At 50.6% G+C, this 15,341-nt stretch carries 15 protein-coding genes and 2 riboswitches; of the genes, 8 read left to right on the top strand and 7 right to left on the bottom strand.

The genetic code is table 11. The features are described 5' to 3' along the window. Positions 1 to 3 precede the first annotated feature (3 nt). Positions 4 to 1,449 (top strand): aldehyde dehydrogenase family protein, encoded by a 1,446-nt coding sequence (locus tag GY634_RS16450; RefSeq protein ID WP_166409810.1) that lies wholly within the window; start codon positions 4 to 6, stop codon positions 1,447 to 1,449. 66 nt (positions 1,450 to 1,515) lie between these two features. Here GY634_RS16450 and GY634_RS16445 read toward each other — a convergent pair whose 3' ends face one another. The 3 genes from GY634_RS16445 to GY634_RS16435 form a co-directional block, all read right to left on the bottom strand. After that, positions 1,516 to 2,763 (bottom strand): aromatic amino acid transport family protein, encoded by a 1,248-nt coding sequence (locus GY634_RS16445; protein ID WP_166409809.1) that lies wholly within the window; start codon positions 2,761 to 2,763, stop codon positions 1,516 to 1,518. Positions 2,764 to 3,182: 419 nt separating this feature from the next. After that, positions 3,183 to 4,478 carry an LLM class flavin-dependent oxidoreductase gene (locus GY634_RS16440; RefSeq protein ID WP_166409808.1) on the bottom strand — a complete coding sequence of 432 codons (1,296 nt, stop codon included), beginning with the start codon at positions 4,476 to 4,478 and terminating at the stop codon, positions 3,183 to 3,185. Further along, positions 4,478 to 5,257, bottom strand: coding sequence for a 3-oxoacyl-ACP reductase (locus GY634_RS16435; RefSeq protein ID WP_166409807.1), 780 nt, complete (start codon positions 5,255 to 5,257; stop codon positions 4,478 to 4,480). The genes GY634_RS16440 and GY634_RS16435 overlap by 1 nt, the downstream gene beginning before the upstream one ends. Before the next feature lie 42 nt (positions 5,258 to 5,299). Then, positions 5,300 to 5,398, bottom strand: a riboswitch (TPP riboswitch). 80 nt (positions 5,399 to 5,478) lie between these two features. Continuing rightward, positions 5,479 to 5,586: riboswitch (TPP riboswitch) on the top strand. An 82-nt stretch (positions 5,587 to 5,668) separates the two neighbouring features. Here GY634_RS16435 and GY634_RS16430 point away from each other — a divergent pair. Further along, positions 5,669 to 7,126, top strand: a complete 1,458-nt coding sequence (locus GY634_RS16430; protein ID WP_166409821.1) for a sodium:solute symporter family transporter — start codon at positions 5,669 to 5,671, stop codon at positions 7,124 to 7,126. Positions 7,127 to 7,245: 119 nt separating this feature from the next. On the opposite strand, the gene GY634_RS16425 is transcribed toward GY634_RS16430, so the two are convergent. From GY634_RS16425 to GY634_RS16415, 3 genes are all read right to left on the bottom strand, one after another. Then, positions 7,246 to 8,088, bottom strand: a complete 843-nt coding sequence (locus GY634_RS16425) for an OmpA/MotB family protein (RefSeq protein ID WP_166409806.1) — start codon at positions 8,086 to 8,088, stop codon at positions 7,246 to 7,248. A 36-nt stretch (positions 8,089 to 8,124) separates the two neighbouring features. Further along, entirely contained in the window at positions 8,125 to 8,922 is a 798-nt protein-coding gene (locus tag GY634_RS16420; protein ID WP_166409805.1) for a motility protein A, read from the bottom strand. 127 nt (positions 8,923 to 9,049) lie between these two features. Then, entirely contained in the window at positions 9,050 to 9,493 is a 444-nt protein-coding gene (locus tag GY634_RS16415) for a hypothetical protein (RefSeq protein WP_166409804.1), read from the bottom strand. A gap of 121 nt (positions 9,494 to 9,614) precedes the next feature. On the opposite strand from GY634_RS16415, the gene pbpG reads away from it, so the two are divergent. From pbpG to GY634_RS16395, 4 genes are all read left to right on the top strand, one after another. Continuing rightward, entirely contained in the window at positions 9,615 to 10,595 is a 981-nt protein-coding gene (gene pbpG / locus GY634_RS16410; RefSeq protein ID WP_166409803.1) for a D-alanyl-D-alanine endopeptidase, read from the top strand. 64 nt (positions 10,596 to 10,659) lie between these two features. Continuing rightward, positions 10,660 to 11,103, top strand: a complete 444-nt coding sequence (locus GY634_RS16405) for a carboxypeptidase-like regulatory domain-containing protein (RefSeq protein WP_166409802.1) — start codon at positions 10,660 to 10,662, stop codon at positions 11,101 to 11,103. Between the two features lie 37 nt (positions 11,104 to 11,140). After that, on the top strand, positions 11,141 to 11,605 hold the full coding sequence (locus GY634_RS16400) for a GatB/YqeY domain-containing protein (protein WP_166409801.1): 465 nt from the start codon (positions 11,141 to 11,143) through the stop codon (positions 11,603 to 11,605). Then, positions 11,602 to 12,033, top strand: coding sequence for a PaaI family thioesterase (locus tag GY634_RS16395; protein WP_166409800.1), 432 nt, complete (start codon positions 11,602 to 11,604; stop codon positions 12,031 to 12,033). The genes GY634_RS16400 and GY634_RS16395 overlap by 4 nt, the downstream gene beginning before the upstream one ends. Positions 12,034 to 12,069: 36 nt before the next feature. Here GY634_RS16395 and GY634_RS16390 read toward each other — a convergent pair whose 3' ends face one another. Beyond that, the gene (locus tag GY634_RS16390) at positions 12,070 to 13,125 is read right to left on the bottom strand and encodes an alkene reductase (protein WP_166409799.1); all 1,056 of its coding nucleotides are present in this window, start codon (positions 13,123 to 13,125) and stop codon (positions 12,070 to 12,072) included. A 147-nt stretch (positions 13,126 to 13,272) separates the two neighbouring features. On the opposite strand from GY634_RS16390, the gene GY634_RS16385 reads away from it, so the two are divergent. Both GY634_RS16385 and GY634_RS16380 read left to right on the top strand, forming a co-directional pair. Continuing rightward, entirely contained in the window at positions 13,273 to 13,923 is a 651-nt protein-coding gene (locus tag GY634_RS16385; protein WP_166409798.1) for a potassium channel family protein, read from the top strand. Next, positions 13,923 to 15,287: a TrkH family potassium uptake protein gene (locus tag GY634_RS16380; protein WP_166409797.1), complete on the top strand. Its 1,365-nt coding sequence runs from the start codon at positions 13,923 to 13,925 to the stop codon at positions 15,285 to 15,287. The genes GY634_RS16385 and GY634_RS16380 overlap by 1 nt, the downstream gene beginning before the upstream one ends. Positions 15,288 to 15,341 lie beyond the last annotated feature (54 nt).

Raw genomic sequence — 15,341 nt, 5'->3', positions numbered from 1 at the left:
ATTATGCTGACACTGACACAACATCTTATTGACAACCAGTGGGTACCAAGCCAGTCGCCGCATACGCAAAGCCTGTATTCACCCGTAACCGGGGCACTACAAGCGGAACTTACGCGTGGTAGTGTTGCGGATGTAGACCACGCTGTTCACGCTGCAGCCGCCGCTTTTCCGGTATGGAGCGCCCTAAGCGCAGCACAACGCGGCCAGTATTTAGACGCTATCGCTACTGAGCTCGCCTCGCGTGCAGAAATCCTAATCGCCGACAGTGTACGTTTTTCTGGCAAGCTAATCAGTGAAGCCCAGCTAGACGTGGAAGACGCCATTGCTTGCTTTAGGTATTACGCCGAACTCGCCAACACCTTGGATGCCCAGCAAGGCCAAGTGCGCGACATACAATCCCCCGGCTTTGAAGCGCGTTGCTACCGTCGTCCCTTAGGCGTGGTAGCCATGATTACACCGTGGAATTTCCCTTTAGTCACAGCCGCTTGGAAGATTGCTCCCGCCTTGGCCGCTGGCTGCACGATAGTATGGAAACCCTCTGAGCTTACTCCCTTACCTGAACAGTATCTTGCCGCCTGCGCTATAGCCGCTGGTTTACCAAACGGGGTACTGAATATGGTTCACGGTGATGGCATTAACGTAGGCGCTCCGCTTTGCGCACACCCTTTGGTCAACAAAATATCGTTCACTGGTAGCAATGCTGTAGGTGAACAGGTAATGCGTGCTGCGGCACAAGGTACGCGTCCTGTGTCGTTAGAACTGGGCGGTAAATCGCCCATTATCGTGATGGAAGACAGCGACATAGACAACGCCTGCGATTGGGTCTGGAGCGGTATTTTCACCAATAGCGGACAGATGTGCTCGGCCACCTCTAGGTTGCTAGTACATCAACGCATCGCACCTGCGTTGTATGCCGCACTGAAGCTACGCGCCAAAGAGTTCATCGCCGGTGACCCAGCCGAAGCTCGCACTAGCCTTGCGCCACTGATTAGTGCCACACAGCAAAAAACCGTGCAGGCCTTTCAACAGCACGCTAAACAAGACGGTTTGGTAGACCTATTAGAGTCCGTGCCGATTACATTGCCAGCTAGCGGTTACTTTGTGCGTCCCAGTATCTTTTTGAATGTACCTAGTGACCACGATCTATGGCAAAAAGAGATCTTTGGCCCGGTGTTATGTGTGCAAGAGTTTAGTGACACGGCAGACGCCATCACCCTAGCCAATCAGCAGCAATTTGGTTTGGCGGCAACCGTGATTTCAGGCAACGCGCAACAAGCCCATAGCATTGCTCAGCAACTGGTCAGTGGTGTGACATGGATAAATAGCCATCAATTTGTGCCCGCAGCCGGCTCCTGGGGCGGCTATGGTCGCAGTGGCATAGGCCGAGAACTAGGCCCTTGGGGGCTAGAAGCCTACCAAGGTATTAGCCACATTTACAGCCCAACGTAAGCAAACCTACTCGCTATAAAAAAACCGCCCCTAAGGGCGGTTTTTGCTTCTGCGCAAGCTGTCTACTTACCAACCTGCTGGTAAGTAACCAAACAACGATGCAATAGCGTATGCAGCACTACACAAGTACAGCACGACGATACTGATTTGTAACGCAGGATGGGTAATCCAACCACATTGCCACGCGGGGGTAATATCACCTTTTTTACGGGCACCGCGCAACATCAAAATAGGCATAATAGACAACACCACACCACTAAAGGTACCGGCGATATACAAGGCATTCACAAACGATACCAAGCCGCTATACGCCATGATGAAAGGCGGCAGTGTTACCACCATCAACACAACAAAGCGTCGTTTAGCGGGTGCTTTGTCTTCTTCGCCCAAGTTGAACTTGTCAAAAATATTGGTGAAGAAACTACCACCCAGGCCCCAGTAAGACGTCAGCATTGCGCACAGTGCAAAGATGTTCGCCGAGAAAAATGCCCACTCACCCAAAGCTTGACCCCAGTTAATGGTGGCCACATCCGAGATGTTATCCAAGCCATTGAGTGTGATCACAGAAAACGGTACCAAGGACAGCAAGATGAAGGTAATCAACATACCTGTCATCACGGCCTTAGGCAGTTTTTCGGGTTTATCGGTAAAGCCACGCGCCATTTCTGGAACAATATACTGTGCCGAGAAGCAAAACACCGCCACGTTAAACACGGGGATCATGTATTTCCACTCGCCGTGCATCGCACGTGCAATATCGGTGTACTCGTGCAAAGCCGTAGCGATAATCAGTACGGTCAGCATGGTCACCATACCGATACTGATGTATTTCTCGCCCCTACCAATGGCTTTCAAGCCCAGATACAGCACACCGGCTGCAGGCACGAAGAACAGCACACTACCCAACATAGGGGAAATGCCCAACAACGATGCCAACAACTTGCCGCTACCGTCCATGTAGGCAATCAACGCACCTACCGAGTTCACACACACGGAGGCAAAAATCAGCCACGAACCAAAATTACCTACATAGCGTTTCGCCAAACCACTTAACTGCAAATGCGCTTTAGTGCGCAAGGTGGTTTCCGCCACATACAACATGGTGATGGTGGTTAAACACCCGGCCAAAATCAGCCAGAACAGCAAGGGCATAAAGCCTGCTTTACGCGATGCATACGCGATAGACAAAACGCCGGCACCAATGTTGGTACCTACAATCATTGCCACCCCTTCTAAAAAGGTCAGGGATTTACGTGTAGGAGCTGCCCCTACCGCCGACGACTCGGCAGCAGTTGCTACATTTGTAGACTGCATAACATATCCTCACGACCCGATTACGCCCAAGTAATCACGGTCGTTATTTACGCGTGAAGTAGGTACTTCACGCAGCACTCATCACGAGAAAGGTTTAGGCCTCACAGACGCCAATCTGTGTAAGCCAAACGTACAAAATAGGTGGGGAGGCACGCGTAAAGTGACCCACACCCTGAGCAAAAATAGTAAGCAGCAGCTTGCGCAAAAGCGGTGCTAGTATTTTGCAAGGGTAAATTATTGCCGCGTTTGCGGCTCAAATCAACGTCGACACCCTTTCTATAGCGCTATACATCGGCTATTTTCCACCTTTTATACCCCCATAAAAAACAGTCCAACCTATTGAATAAAAAGAGTATTCAATACGGTTGGACTGTATGACCATGGACCAACTAGGGGTTTTCCCTAGACTTGGTAACCTACTAGGCTGCCGGTCTGTTTAACCCTAAATGATCCCGCAATGTGAAACCGCTGTAGTCTTTTCGGAAAAGGCAACGTTTCTGCAAGATCGGCACCACATGCTCAATGAAGTCCTCAATACTGCTAGGCAGCGCAGGCGGCATTAGGTTAAAACCATCAGCCCCTTCATTTAAGAACCATTGTTCCATTTGATCCGCAATCACATCGGGGGTACCCACCATCGTGCAGTGCCCGCCCCCAGCCGCCAAGCGTCCCAATAGCTGGCGAACGGTAGGCTGCTCTTTCTCGATAATGCGCAGAATCGTGCCGTAACGCCCTTTAGGACCAGTAAAGCTTTCTAGCGCTGGTAGATCAGGCACGGGGGCGTCTAGCTCCCACTGCATGCAATCCTGCCCTACAAACATACTTAATTGGCGCAAGGACGCATCTGCCGGTAGTAGCACATCCAGCTCACGCTGCTTCGCGAGCACTTCGGCCTGCGTTGAAGCCACGTACGTGACCAAGCCGGGCATAATGGGCACATCCACCGTTCTACCTGCCGCTTTCACGCGTTTTTTGATGTCTCTATAGTACGCTTGCGAAGCCGGTAGATCGTACGCCACAGCATAAATGGCTTCGGCCTCTAAAGCCGCTAAATTTCGACCTTGTTCTGAGGCCCCTGCTTGGAACAACACAGGGTGGCCTTGGGGCGAACGAGGCAACGTTAAGGGACCATCCACCAAAAAATGATCACCCTGATGCTTAATTTGATGTACTAAGCTTTCATCGGCATACACGCCCTGCTTATCTATCTTCAATGCGGCATCGTGCCAGGAATCCCATAACCGTTTGGTGACCTCAATGAACTCTGCCGCGCGAGCATAGCGCCACGCGTGATCGGGCATAGACTCGTGGCCATGATTTCTGGCCTCGGCGTCGTACATGGACGTCACCACGTTCCAACCTATACGCCCCTTAGAAACATGGTCTAAGGACGACAACATACGAGCCGCATGAAATGGCGTGTAAAAGGTGCTAGAAACCGTCGTAATCAGCCCTACACGTTCCGTTGCCACCGCTAAGGCCGACAAGGTAGTGAGCGGCTCAACAAACCAACGCGGGCCATCTGACACGCTATCGGTATATTGCCCATCCGCAAAGAAAATCGCATCAAACTTACCGCGCTCGGCCAATTGCGCTAACGACTGGTAATAGCTGATATCCCCTAACTGATCGACACTAGAATTAGGGTGACGCCATGCCGCCCTATGGTGACCGCAGCCATAGATAAACAGATTTAAATGCAGTTGACGCTTCATTAGTTCTTCACCATCCCGCCATCAACAATCAGATTCTGCCCGCTTACCGCACTAGACCATGGTGACGCAAAGAACAATGCTGTTTCGGCAAACTCGCGCGGTGTGGTCACGCGACGCAACGGTGTGTTGGCCGCGATTAAATCAAACACAGCTTCTGGGGTAGCAGCAGACGCATCAGTCGTACGCAATAAACCACCTGAAATCATATTCACGGTCACGCCTTTAGGCCCTAAATCATTTGCTAAGGTACGCGTGAGCGACAACAAGGCAGCTTTGGCTGCGGTGTAATCATGGTAAGGAACGACGGGGTTTTGGAACAAATTCGTACCAATGTTTACCACACGGCCAAACTTCAGTTTTTCCATGCCAGGCAAACACGCTTGTATGCTATGTAACGCGCCCGCCACCACGCCCTCTAATTGCTGCTGCATCTGCGCCCAACTAATGGTATCGGCATGGGGGCGTGCATCCCCATTAAAGGAAAACTGCGGCAAAGCGTTATTAATCACCGTTGTGACAGGTTGCCCAAAATGCAAAGCAGCGGCGGCCACCATGGACTTCACTTGTTTAAGATCACACACGTCTGCTTGCCATGCTAAGGCCGTCTCAGGAAACTCGCTTACCAAGGCGCGTGCTGCTTCGGCACTTTGAAAGTAGTTCACCACCACTTTGGCACCTTGTTCTAGGAAGACTCTAGACAACTGCGCGCCCAAACCACGTGCACCGCCAGTCACCAGCACGACTTGCTGATTCAAGGGAAGAGAAACAACTGCAGACATGAAAAAAGCCTCCACAACGGCGCGAGGAGGCTATGGCTTTATGGCTAAAGCTAGAGACATCCCTACGCCAGCATTATCTGGTTCAGGTTATACGGGTATGATCTCAGCGTCGCTGTTGGCGAAGCACCCCGCGTCAAGACTTAAAAGAGTAGCACAAACTAGTATTTTCACAATACACACCAGCGTTATTTGACGAATAAAGCACCATCTACTAAGCTAGCTTTTGTTCCTAGGGGGGCCTGATTAGTCAGGCTGAGATTCGGTTCCTACCGTAACCCTTTGAACCTGATCCGGGTAATGCCGGCGAAGGGAAGGATAACCATCTCGCACTCTCTCTGTGCCCTCTCCTATTCGCTTGCCTGCCGGTCCCTCCGTGTTGTGGAGTCACTGTTACAGGAAGCTGTGTTCGTGTTGTTACCATCTACTGCCACCTTGTGGTGGCTGATCGCTTTTGCAGCGGTCTTTGCATTAGCTGGCGTGCTCTATGCCCGCCACGCTCGAGAGAGCCTAGAGGATTTCGTGGTTGCCAGAAATAGCCAAAGCTCTACGGCTACCATCCTTACCTTGCTCGCCTCGTCCCTAGGGGCATGGATTCTATTTTCCCCGGCGCAAGCCGCCACGTGGGGTGGACTAGCCGCCGTCACCGGCTACGCCATTGGCTCTATGTCACCGCGTTTGGCCATGATTCCTTTGGGTCAGCGTATGCGTGAGCTGATCCCTGAAGGACACACCCTCAGCGAATTCGTACTCAGCCGTTATGGCAAACCTATGTATGCCTTAACGCTGTTGATCATGCTGTTCTATATTTTTATCGCCCTCACAGCGGAACTCACTGCCATGGCGAAGCTGGTGCAATTAATTGCGCCTATCCCGCTTTGGGTAACCGCTGGGATTGTGTTGATCTCTACCTTGATCTACACCTCGTACGGCGGCTTACGTGCCAGCATTTTTACCGACAAAGTACAGATGCTAATCATTGTTCCGGCCCTGGTTATTTTGGTGGCCTTTGGTTGGAAGGCTATTGGCGGCATCACGCCTACCGTCAACGCTTTGCAACAAAGCGCACCACAATTGCTGTCATTCACCGACCCGATGGGCATTAAAGCCGGTTTAACCTTTTTTGTGGCTATTTTGCTGACCGGGCTCTTTCACCAAGGTAACTGGCAACGTGTTTATTCAGCCAAAGACACCCGCTCTATGCGCCGTGGCTTTCTGTTAGGTGGCTTGCTGGTTGCGCCCTTTATTTTCGTTATGGGCTTGTTTGGCTTAGCGTTTATGGCCTTTACACCCGGAGGCGATAGCTCCGTTGCTCTCTTTAATGTCATCACCCCAGTACTGCCAACATGGTTTGTGATTGTGCTTATACCACTGGGTTTATCGTTGGTTATGAGCAGCGCTGATACCGCAATTAGTGCCATCGCCAGCATTATTGCTGTAGATTTGCAACGTTTACGTCCGCGTACGCCAGCACAAACTTTGAGACAACTATCACGTTGGTTAGTGATCGTGTTGATGATCCCAGTTTTTATTGCGTCAGCGCAAGGTTACAGTGTTTTATACCTATTCCTTTTGGCTGATCTGCTATGCTCTGCTGCTGCTTTTCCGGTGTTTTACGGGCTTTACAGCCGAAAAATATCCGGTAAGACGGCAACCATCAGTACGCTGTGCGGACTGGTTGCTGGCTTAGCTGTTTTCCCGGCTCCCGGTGCTCCAATGGACTACTTGCTGGAATCATTTTTGCTTGCTGCCATGGTCCCCGTTGGGGTAACGTGGCTTATACTAAAGTCTATAAGTAGCAACCATCAATTTGATCTAGACAGTTTAAAGTTTAAAATCAGAGGTATTGATCGCAGTGCGGATCTAACATAATGATTTGCACCTGACCAGTTGTGGCAAGGTGGTTGCTCAAGAGCGCGAATGCGAATTTTAGTACACCACCTTTTTAGACGTAGGGCTCAATCGCCCTACGTCTTTTTTTCCCTCTACAACTACGGCTGTTCTGCCGCAGGTATATCCATCACCAACTCCACACGCCTATTGCTGGCTCTGCCTGTAGCACTGGCATTGTCTGCAATAGGCCGCGTATCGGCGTATCCCACAGCACGCAATCTATCCTTCGCCACACCATTGGCTTCAAAATAACGCACAACGCTACCCGCCCTTGCCCCTGATAACTCCCAGTTAGAAGGATAACGGGAGCCGCGCATAGGAATAGAGTCCGTATGCCCTTCTACTGCTATGGGGTAAAGCGTCTGATTCAGCACATGGCTAAGCTTACGTAGCACGTTCATCCCTGCCAAACTCAGATCAGCCTGCCCCGATGGAAATAAGATTTCGCTATTAATACGGAAACTCACCGATTGGTCATTGAGCAAGACATCAATATCGTCACCCAAGCCATCTAAACCTAGGTCTGACAGACTGCGCCCTGGCTTGCCACTGTGCTCGCCGTCTCCGGTTAATGCGCCTACGCTTCCGGCTGCCCCCGTACCACCAACGCCACCGGCACCAGACGCTGTACCTGCTACATTCACGGTTGAGCCACCACCGCCCTTACCCGTTCCATTGCCATCTGAGCCGTTGTAATTGCCAGCAAACGCTAACATCACCAGCATCAGCACCAATAACAAGGTCATCATATCCAAATAGGTCACAAACCACGCATCCTCATCTTCTTTGATGGGGTTGGCGGTTTCGTTCAACCAATCTTTGGTGCTACGAGGCCCTTTGCTACGCCCTTGTAAGCGCCTCGCTTGCTGCAACTCTGCCTCTAAGGCCTTCGCTCGCGCCGTCAATTGACTAACAGCTAACGCATCACCTTGTTGACTCATGTGATTGCTCCTGAATAAATAGTGCAATGCACGAGGTTATTCCGCGTACTCATGGCGGATGTCAGAGTCGTTAATCTCATCTTGGTACTGCGCCATAAACGAGCTCAGCGTTTCACGCATCACTGCAGGACCACGCTTTTGACTCATTAAGGAAATACCTTGCAGCACCATATTCATCAGCACCACACGCTGCTCGGTACGACGTTCTAGCTTTACTGCCACGGGCTTGAACAACAAGTTCGCAAATAGCACGCCATAGAAGGTGGTCATCAACGCCAAGGCCATTTGCTGCCCAATCGCTGTCATATCGCCATCACCCAGCAAGAACATCAGGTTAACTAAACCAATTAGTGTCCCCACCATCCCAAAGGCTGGCGCATAACTTGCCATCACGCGAAACAACTGAGCCTCAGCATGCTCACGTGCACGCATACGTGAAATACGCCATTGCAGTAGCTCAATAATCTCCTCTTCTGGGGTCATATCAATCACTAACTGCACCCCCGTTTTGAGAAAAGGGTTAGAGACGTTATCGAGCGCATTTTCAACGGCACGTATGTCGCCCGCGATCCAAAGCCTAGAGATATTCACTAGCTCATCAATATCGTGCTGGGTATAGAGCTTCTCGTTACGCAAAACGGTGCCTATTAACCCGAATATTCGTACCACTTCACTCAGCGGATAACTAATAAACGTAGCCGCCAGTGTGCCTATGAGCACAATGCCCAAGCTGGGCCAATCCAGAAACAGTGATGCATCTTCTGCCGAGAAGAACAACACAACGGCCAGCAGCAATACGCTGGCCACGATTCCAATTAGTGTGGAGGGATTCATAATACTCACCAAAGCAGCCCAAACAGAATGTCTAGGCAACAAGACAACCCTCTGGTATCGGCATGAATTGGCTTTAGTTTAGGTGTGATACTTGATGCGTATCAATGAATCCATACAAATCAGACAGTTACTGCGTCCATAAAGACAGATCGCTTTGTATAAATAATGGCCGTGGGCTAGTACCCCACTGTTGCACCGTATGCGTCAGGATAAACCCCGGCGACGCCGCTAAGCCCTTAAAGGCATCACTTTGCCTGCCTTGTCGCCCCACTTGAATGCAAGGGCTGCCACTGCCATGACAAAGCTCCGAGTGAACCGTCGCATTACCCGCATAACTCACTGCTATATAGACTTTATCTAGCGTATCTTGCTGCCCTGTGTTCGCTATGGGGTAGGACATCTCGCTCTTTAGGCGCTCTATACCAGGGCTCACGGCAGAATACGCACGAGCATCTTTAGCCATGCTGGCGGTGGGCAGCCACAGCATCGCAACCGTACTAATCACCCCGATTTTCATCAAAACCGTACGCGCCGCCACAAAACCACTGTATGAAAAATCAGCTTTTTTCATTATATAAAACACCTTGTTACTCTACTTGAAGTTTTTTTCAAGTTTAGCTCGTAAGCCCCTAATTTAAATCAAAAAACTCTGCTATTATTGCTGCACCACACGCTCTCTGCACAGACTGGCCATGACACTAAAAACATCTGCCCGCTTACTCTACAAATTTCCAGCCTCGCTGGTGACCTGCATTGGTTTAAGCCTAAGCTCTGTTGCGGTCTTAGCAGAAACAGCCATGAGCCCTGCCACCAGCCCGGTTTACAACCAGCCATACTTAAGTTTTCAGCAGAATTTACGCCCTGTAGGTTTTGCTCCTGCTGAGCGCCCCACTATTTTACCGCTGAGCCAAAGCAAATCTGCAGCCCTGCATTCTGAAATCGCCTTGGTGCAAGACTTAGAAAGCTCTACGGTGCTGTACGAGAAAAACAGCGAAGAAATACGCCCTATCGCCTCTATCACTAAACTGATGACAGCATTGGTAGTCGCCGAGTCTGGTCAAGACATGGATGAGCTGCTGGAAATTTCCCGTGAAGACGTGGACACGCTTAAAAACTCTAGCTCGCGCTTGGCGATTGGCAGCAAACTTAGCCGCACCGACATGCTGCACCTAGCGCTGATGTCGTCTGAAAACCGTGCTGCTAACTCACTGGGCCGTCACTACCCTGGTGGGTTGCCAGCTTTCACACGCGCCATGAATGACAAAGCGCGTGCCTTGGGTATGCGTCAAACGCATTTTGTTGAGCCTACTGGTTTAAACAGCCAAAACGTCTCTAGCCCACAAGACTTAGTAAAACTGCTGCAAGCTACGGCACAGCACCCCATTATTCATCGCTACACCACGAGTGAACATTACTCGGTACAGCCTAGCCGTGGGCGTGAACTACAGTTCAACAACACCAATAGACTGGTACAAAACGAGAAATGGGATATACAAATCTCTAAAACCGGCTTTATTAATGAAGCCGGCGAGTGCTTAGTCATGCTAACAAAGATAGATGGGCGTGACGTAGCCATTGTTTTGTTAAATGCACAAGGCCGTTACTCACGTATTGGTGATGCCGTACGACTACGTAATCTGGTTGAAGGCAGTTCACAACTGGCGATGCTCTAAGATAACGCTACAATAGTCGCATCACAGGCAGATCCCCTGCCTGTATTCCTGTTTTCTTGCGACCATGAAAAAATTCTTCTTATTATTTGCTTGGTTATTCTCAGCTACGTTGTCTAGCGCAGCGCTGCACGCTCAAGAAGCGCCTACCGCCCTGCCCCCACCGCAATACCATGGCTCTATAGTCTATGTCACTGGCGGCATTGGTAGCGATGAAACCGCCGCATTCCGACGCGTACGTTCTAAGTACTCATTAAGCCTGAATTTTTCTGCTAGCACCGCTGAAGGCCGCGCGGCATTTGTCAGCGACGTGCAAGTTGTTATTCGCGACCAAAGCGATAGCAATACTGTGCTGAACATTACCAGCGATGGTCCTTTCTGCCTGATTCAATTGCCCGCAGGCTCATACACCCTGCATAGCACCTATGAAGGCGTTACCCAAACCCGTCAAATTACGATCCAAGACAATAAGAACACAGCACTTGATCTGAACTGGTCGGCTAAGCCTTAACGCCATCCCGATTTCACACCTCTATAGTAAAACTATCATGAGCCAAACGCTTAAAACTCGAATCAACGATGACATCAAAACTGCTATGCGCGCCCGCGAACAAGTGCGCCTAGGCACGCTGCGCTTTTTGCAAGCGGCGATCAAAAGTCGTGAAATTGATAGTCAAAGCGAACTAAATGACAGCGATGTGCAAAGCATCATCGAAAAGCAAGTGAAACAGCGCCGCGAATCCATTGTCGCCTTTGAACAAGCTGGCCGCACTGAACTCGCTGAAAAAGAACAAGCTGAATTGCTGGTTCTGCAAGAATACCTGCCCGCTCAAGCCGACGAGCAAGAAATACTCGCCACCATTAAGGCGGTTATTGACGAAGCTACAGCTAAAGGCATTCAAGGCCCTGCACTGATGGGCGCTGTCATGACAGGTGTACGTACAAAACTGGCGGGTCGCGCTGATATGGCTGCAGTAGCCGCACAGGTTAAACAAACCCTGAATGCCGCATGAGCGAAGTCGCTTCACCACCGCTCACGGGTGAGCACTTTGGCCTGCATATTCCCTTTATGGAGGCCATTGGCTTACTCTCTGTACACTCAGACCCGCAAGCCGCCACCACACGCCTACCTTGGCGCGAGGACAACACCAACAGCAGAGGTGATGTGCACGGTGGTGCGTTAATGAGTGCACTGGATTACACCTTAAGTGCGGCAGCGCGTGCGCATATCCCCGAATCTGGGATGGCCACAATTGAGATGTCTACGCAATTTCTGAGCCCAGCCAAAGGCGATATAGATTTCACGGCACAATGCCTGCAAATCATTGATGAAATTGCGTACTGCACCGCCGAAGCCCGAGACAGCAAGCAACGTCTTGTTGCTACGGCCTCAGCCAGCTTTAAAGTGGTGCGTAAACGAGATCGCAATACCCGTGTGTAAAGCACGCAGCCCTACTACAGGGCTGCGACACACGCCTTACTGCTCTAGACTGGAGTAGTCGGTATAACCCCGTGGCCCATCCGCATAAAATGAGCTGCTATCCGCGTCCGATAATTGACTGCGTTGACGGAAACGCTCTACCAGGTCAGGGTTAGAAATAAACAACCGCCCAAAAGCTACTGCATCGGCACGCCCCGAGCTAACGGTGCGTTCCGCACGCTCTAAGTCGTAGCTTTCATTCACAATTAGCATTCCGCTATAAGCTTGGCGCACAACAGCAGTAATGTCTTGGCTACCATTGGCTTCACGGCAGAATACAAAAGCAACTTTACGACGCTCTAGCTCGGCGGCTACGTGGGTATATAAGCTGGCTGGTGCAGAGTCATGCATAGAATGCACGGTACCGCGTGGCGACAAATGCACGCCTACACGCCCATGCCCCCATACTTCCGCACATGCATCTACTACCTCAAAAAGAAAACGACTACGGTTTGCAATGCTGCCACCATAGTCGTCTTGTCTGTGATTACTGCTATCGTTAAGGAATTGGTCAATCAGATAACCATTTGCAGCGTGTATTTCTACACCATCAAAACCTGCCACCATGGCGTTTTGCGCTGCATTTTTGAAGTCCTTAACGATACCAGCAATTTCTTCCGTGCTAAGGGCGCGAGGCACAACGTATTCACGTGGTGGTCGCAACAAACTCACATTGCCCTGACAAGCGATAGCACTCGGTGCGACAGGCATTTGGCCATTCAGCAGCTCAGGGTCTGACACACGCCCCACATGCCACAACTGCAAGAAAATCTTGCCGTCACGCGCGTGCACCGCTTGAACAATATTTTTCCATGCGTCAACTTGGGCCGAGCTCCAGATACCAGGCGTGCGCAAATAGCCCACGCCTTGCGGTGACACCGAAGTGGCTTCCGAAATGATCAAACCCGCACTGGAGCGTTGGCAATAATAATTGCGCATTAGATCGCTAGGCACGCGTGCATCGGTTGCACGCGTACGCGTCATGGGAGCCATGACGATGCGATTTGCCATCGTCAGATCCCCTGCTTTACAAGCATCAAACAAACTTACCATTACAACATTGCCATTTACAGAGTAAAAATATCAGCTGCAGACATGATATCCGTAGTTTCCCGAATAAGGTTTTTTTACCAGAAATTGGAGTAGACTACCAATCTCTTATTCCAAACTTTTCTAGAACCGCAACAATCAGGACAAAAAATGGCACAGTTCGCCGTCATCGGCCTGGGACGTTTCGGCTCCGCCGCATCGCTGGAGCTGACAAAAATGGGACACGCCGTACTTGGCGTTGATAATGACCCCAAACTTGTAGAACGCTATGCCGACGACATCTCCCGCGCTGTCATCGTAGATGTAACCGACAAAGCAGCATTAGAAGAGCTAGGCTTAGAAAACTACGATGCCGTACTCATTGCTATTGGTGATGATGTGCAAGCCTGTCTGGTGTGCGTTGTGCACTTAAAATCCATGGGGCTGCAAAACATCTGGGTGAAAGCTGTATCACACGCCCAGCACCTTATCTTGGGCAAGCTAGGTGTACAACGTATTGTTCACCCCGAAGAAGAGATGGGTATACGCGTAGCACAAATGCTCAGCTACCCAATGGTAAACGATTATATCTCTCTGGGAAATGGAGAATTCATCGTTGAGATTATTGCCAGTGATAATCTGGAGGATCTCGCCATACAGTCTATCCTACAAAACAAGCCAAATGTTGAGGTGTTGCTGATTAAACGGCGCGGCCAAGTCACCATACGCCCCGACCACGACTTCTTGTTACAGGCTAAAGATGTGATTGTATTGTTTGGCCCGCTCACGGCTTTACGTACTATTGCGCCTAAACTGATCTGATGAAGACACGTCGCACTCACGACCGATTTCCCTTTCAGGTAGATCGTCGTACCACCCTGAATGCCAGTCCACCCGCTGTACTGGCTCTGGGATTTTTCTTGCTGATCGTACTGGGTTCAGTACTGTTATCACTACCCGTATCTACCCAACGCCCTATAGGCTGGTTTGATGCTTTGTTTATGGCGACGTCCGCCGTAACAGTCAGCGGCTTGGCTGTGGTTGAACCTGCCACCACCTTTACCACCACAGGCCAAGTCATCTTGACCATCTTGGTGCAGCTAGGTGGTTTAGGGATCATTACCTTTGCGGTGTTAGCCGCGCAAAGCATTCAAAAACGCATCAGCCTCAATCAACAAGCCTTAGCGCTAGAAGCCTTTAACCAAACCAACGTAGGAAAAATCCATCAGACAGCGTTGGCGGTAATTAAAATTTCGGCTGCCATACAGATCATCACGATTGTGATACTAGGTCTATGGTGGTCGCGCCACGATCCCTGGAAAGAAGCGTTTTATCAGGCCTATTTCCACGTCAGTATGGCGTTTAATAACGCGGGGATCTCGCTCTACGACCAAAGCCTGCGCAGCATGGTGCCCGACACCTTTAGCATCATGACCCTATCGTTCATGATCATCTTGGGCGGCTTAGGCTTTCCTGTGTTGATGGACATCATCCAGAAACGCCGCTGGACCAAACTGCAGCTCTATACACGTTTAATCTTGCTGGGCACCTTGGCCTTGAACATCGTGGGCTTCTTGGCGATTTGGGCGTTTGAAGCCAACAACCCCGCCACGCTAGAACCCCTACCCCTTGGCCAACAAGCCACTGCTGCTTGGTTCCAAGCCATTGCTACCCGTACCGCTGGCTTTAGCACCATGAGCGTCGTCGATATGCACGACAGCTCTACCATGCTAATGATGATGTACATGTTTATTGGCGGCGGCTCATTAAGTACCGCCAGCGGTATCAAACTCGGTACTTTCATTGTGCTGGTAGCCGCCGTGCTTTCCTATATACGGCACCGCGAAGAAGTGGTTATTGGTGGACGGACAATTTCACCAGCTATCACCCAAAAAGCCTTAGCCTTGGCCTTTATCACCAGCGTATGGTTTGTATTTGGGGTGATGTTTGTGACGATTTTTGATGGCCACCAACCCTTTCGTAGCGTGCTATTCGAAGTAATGTCCGCCATTACCACTACCGGTATGGGCCATGGCATTACCCCCGAACTTACTCGCCCTAGCCAAGCCATGTTGGCGGTGTTGATGTTTGTGGGGCGTTTAGGGCCTCTTACCTTGGTCTACACTATTGCGCGCCGTACACGCAGCCGTATACGTTACCCTGAAACCCCCTTCCAAGTGGGTTAAACCGCACCCTAGCAAAAGCACCTACAAGCGGTCTACAATTCCTGATCAGGCCGC

It is taken from the genome of Paenalcaligenes suwonensis (genome assembly GCF_011290505.1).
GTDB lineage: Bacteria > Pseudomonadota > Gammaproteobacteria > Burkholderiales > Burkholderiaceae_B > Paenalcaligenes > Paenalcaligenes suwonensis.
This window is presented reverse-complemented; position numbering and strand designations above follow the sequence as displayed.

Excerpts from the sequence above, each read along its gene's own strand:
- GY634_RS16450 (WP_166409810.1), top strand. The coding sequence starts at position 4 with ATGCTGACACTGACACAACATCTTATTGACAACCAGTGGGTACCAAGC.
- GY634_RS16440 (WP_166409808.1), bottom strand. The coding sequence starts at position 4,478 with ATGAAGCGTCAACTGCATTTAAATCTGTTTATCTATGGCTGCGGTCAC.
- GY634_RS16435 (WP_166409807.1), bottom strand. The coding sequence starts at position 5,257 with ATGTCTGCAGTTGTTTCTCTTCCCTTGAATCAGCAAGTCGTGCTGGTG.
- GY634_RS16380 (WP_166409797.1), top strand. The coding sequence starts at position 13,923 with ATGAAGACACGTCGCACTCACGACCGATTTCCCTTTCAGGTAGATCGT.
- GY634_RS16385 (WP_166409798.1), top strand. The coding sequence starts at position 13,273 with ATGGCACAGTTCGCCGTCATCGGCCTGGGACGTTTCGGCTCCGCCGCA.
- GY634_RS16400 (WP_166409801.1), top strand. The coding sequence starts at position 11,141 with ATGAGCCAAACGCTTAAAACTCGAATCAACGATGACATCAAAACTGCT.
- GY634_RS16420 (WP_166409805.1), bottom strand. The coding sequence starts at position 8,922 with ATGAATCCCTCCACACTAATTGGAATCGTGGCCAGCGTATTGCTGCTG.
- GY634_RS16445 (WP_166409809.1), bottom strand. The coding sequence starts at position 2,763 with ATGCAGTCTACAAATGTAGCAACTGCTGCCGAGTCGTCGGCGGTAGGG.
- pbpG (WP_166409803.1), top strand. The coding sequence starts at position 9,615 with ATGACACTAAAAACATCTGCCCGCTTACTCTACAAATTTCCAGCCTCG.
- GY634_RS16395 (WP_166409800.1), top strand. The coding sequence starts at position 11,602 with ATGAGCGAAGTCGCTTCACCACCGCTCACGGGTGAGCACTTTGGCCTG.
- GY634_RS16405 (WP_166409802.1), top strand. The coding sequence starts at position 10,660 with ATGAAAAAATTCTTCTTATTATTTGCTTGGTTATTCTCAGCTACGTTG.
- GY634_RS16425 (WP_166409806.1), bottom strand. The coding sequence starts at position 8,088 with ATGAGTCAACAAGGTGATGCGTTAGCTGTTAGTCAATTGACGGCGCGA.
- GY634_RS16390 (WP_166409799.1), bottom strand. The coding sequence starts at position 13,125 with ATGGTAAGTTTGTTTGATGCTTGTAAAGCAGGGGATCTGACGATGGCA.
- GY634_RS16415 (WP_166409804.1), bottom strand. The coding sequence starts at position 9,493 with ATGAAAAAAGCTGATTTTTCATACAGTGGTTTTGTGGCGGCGCGTACG.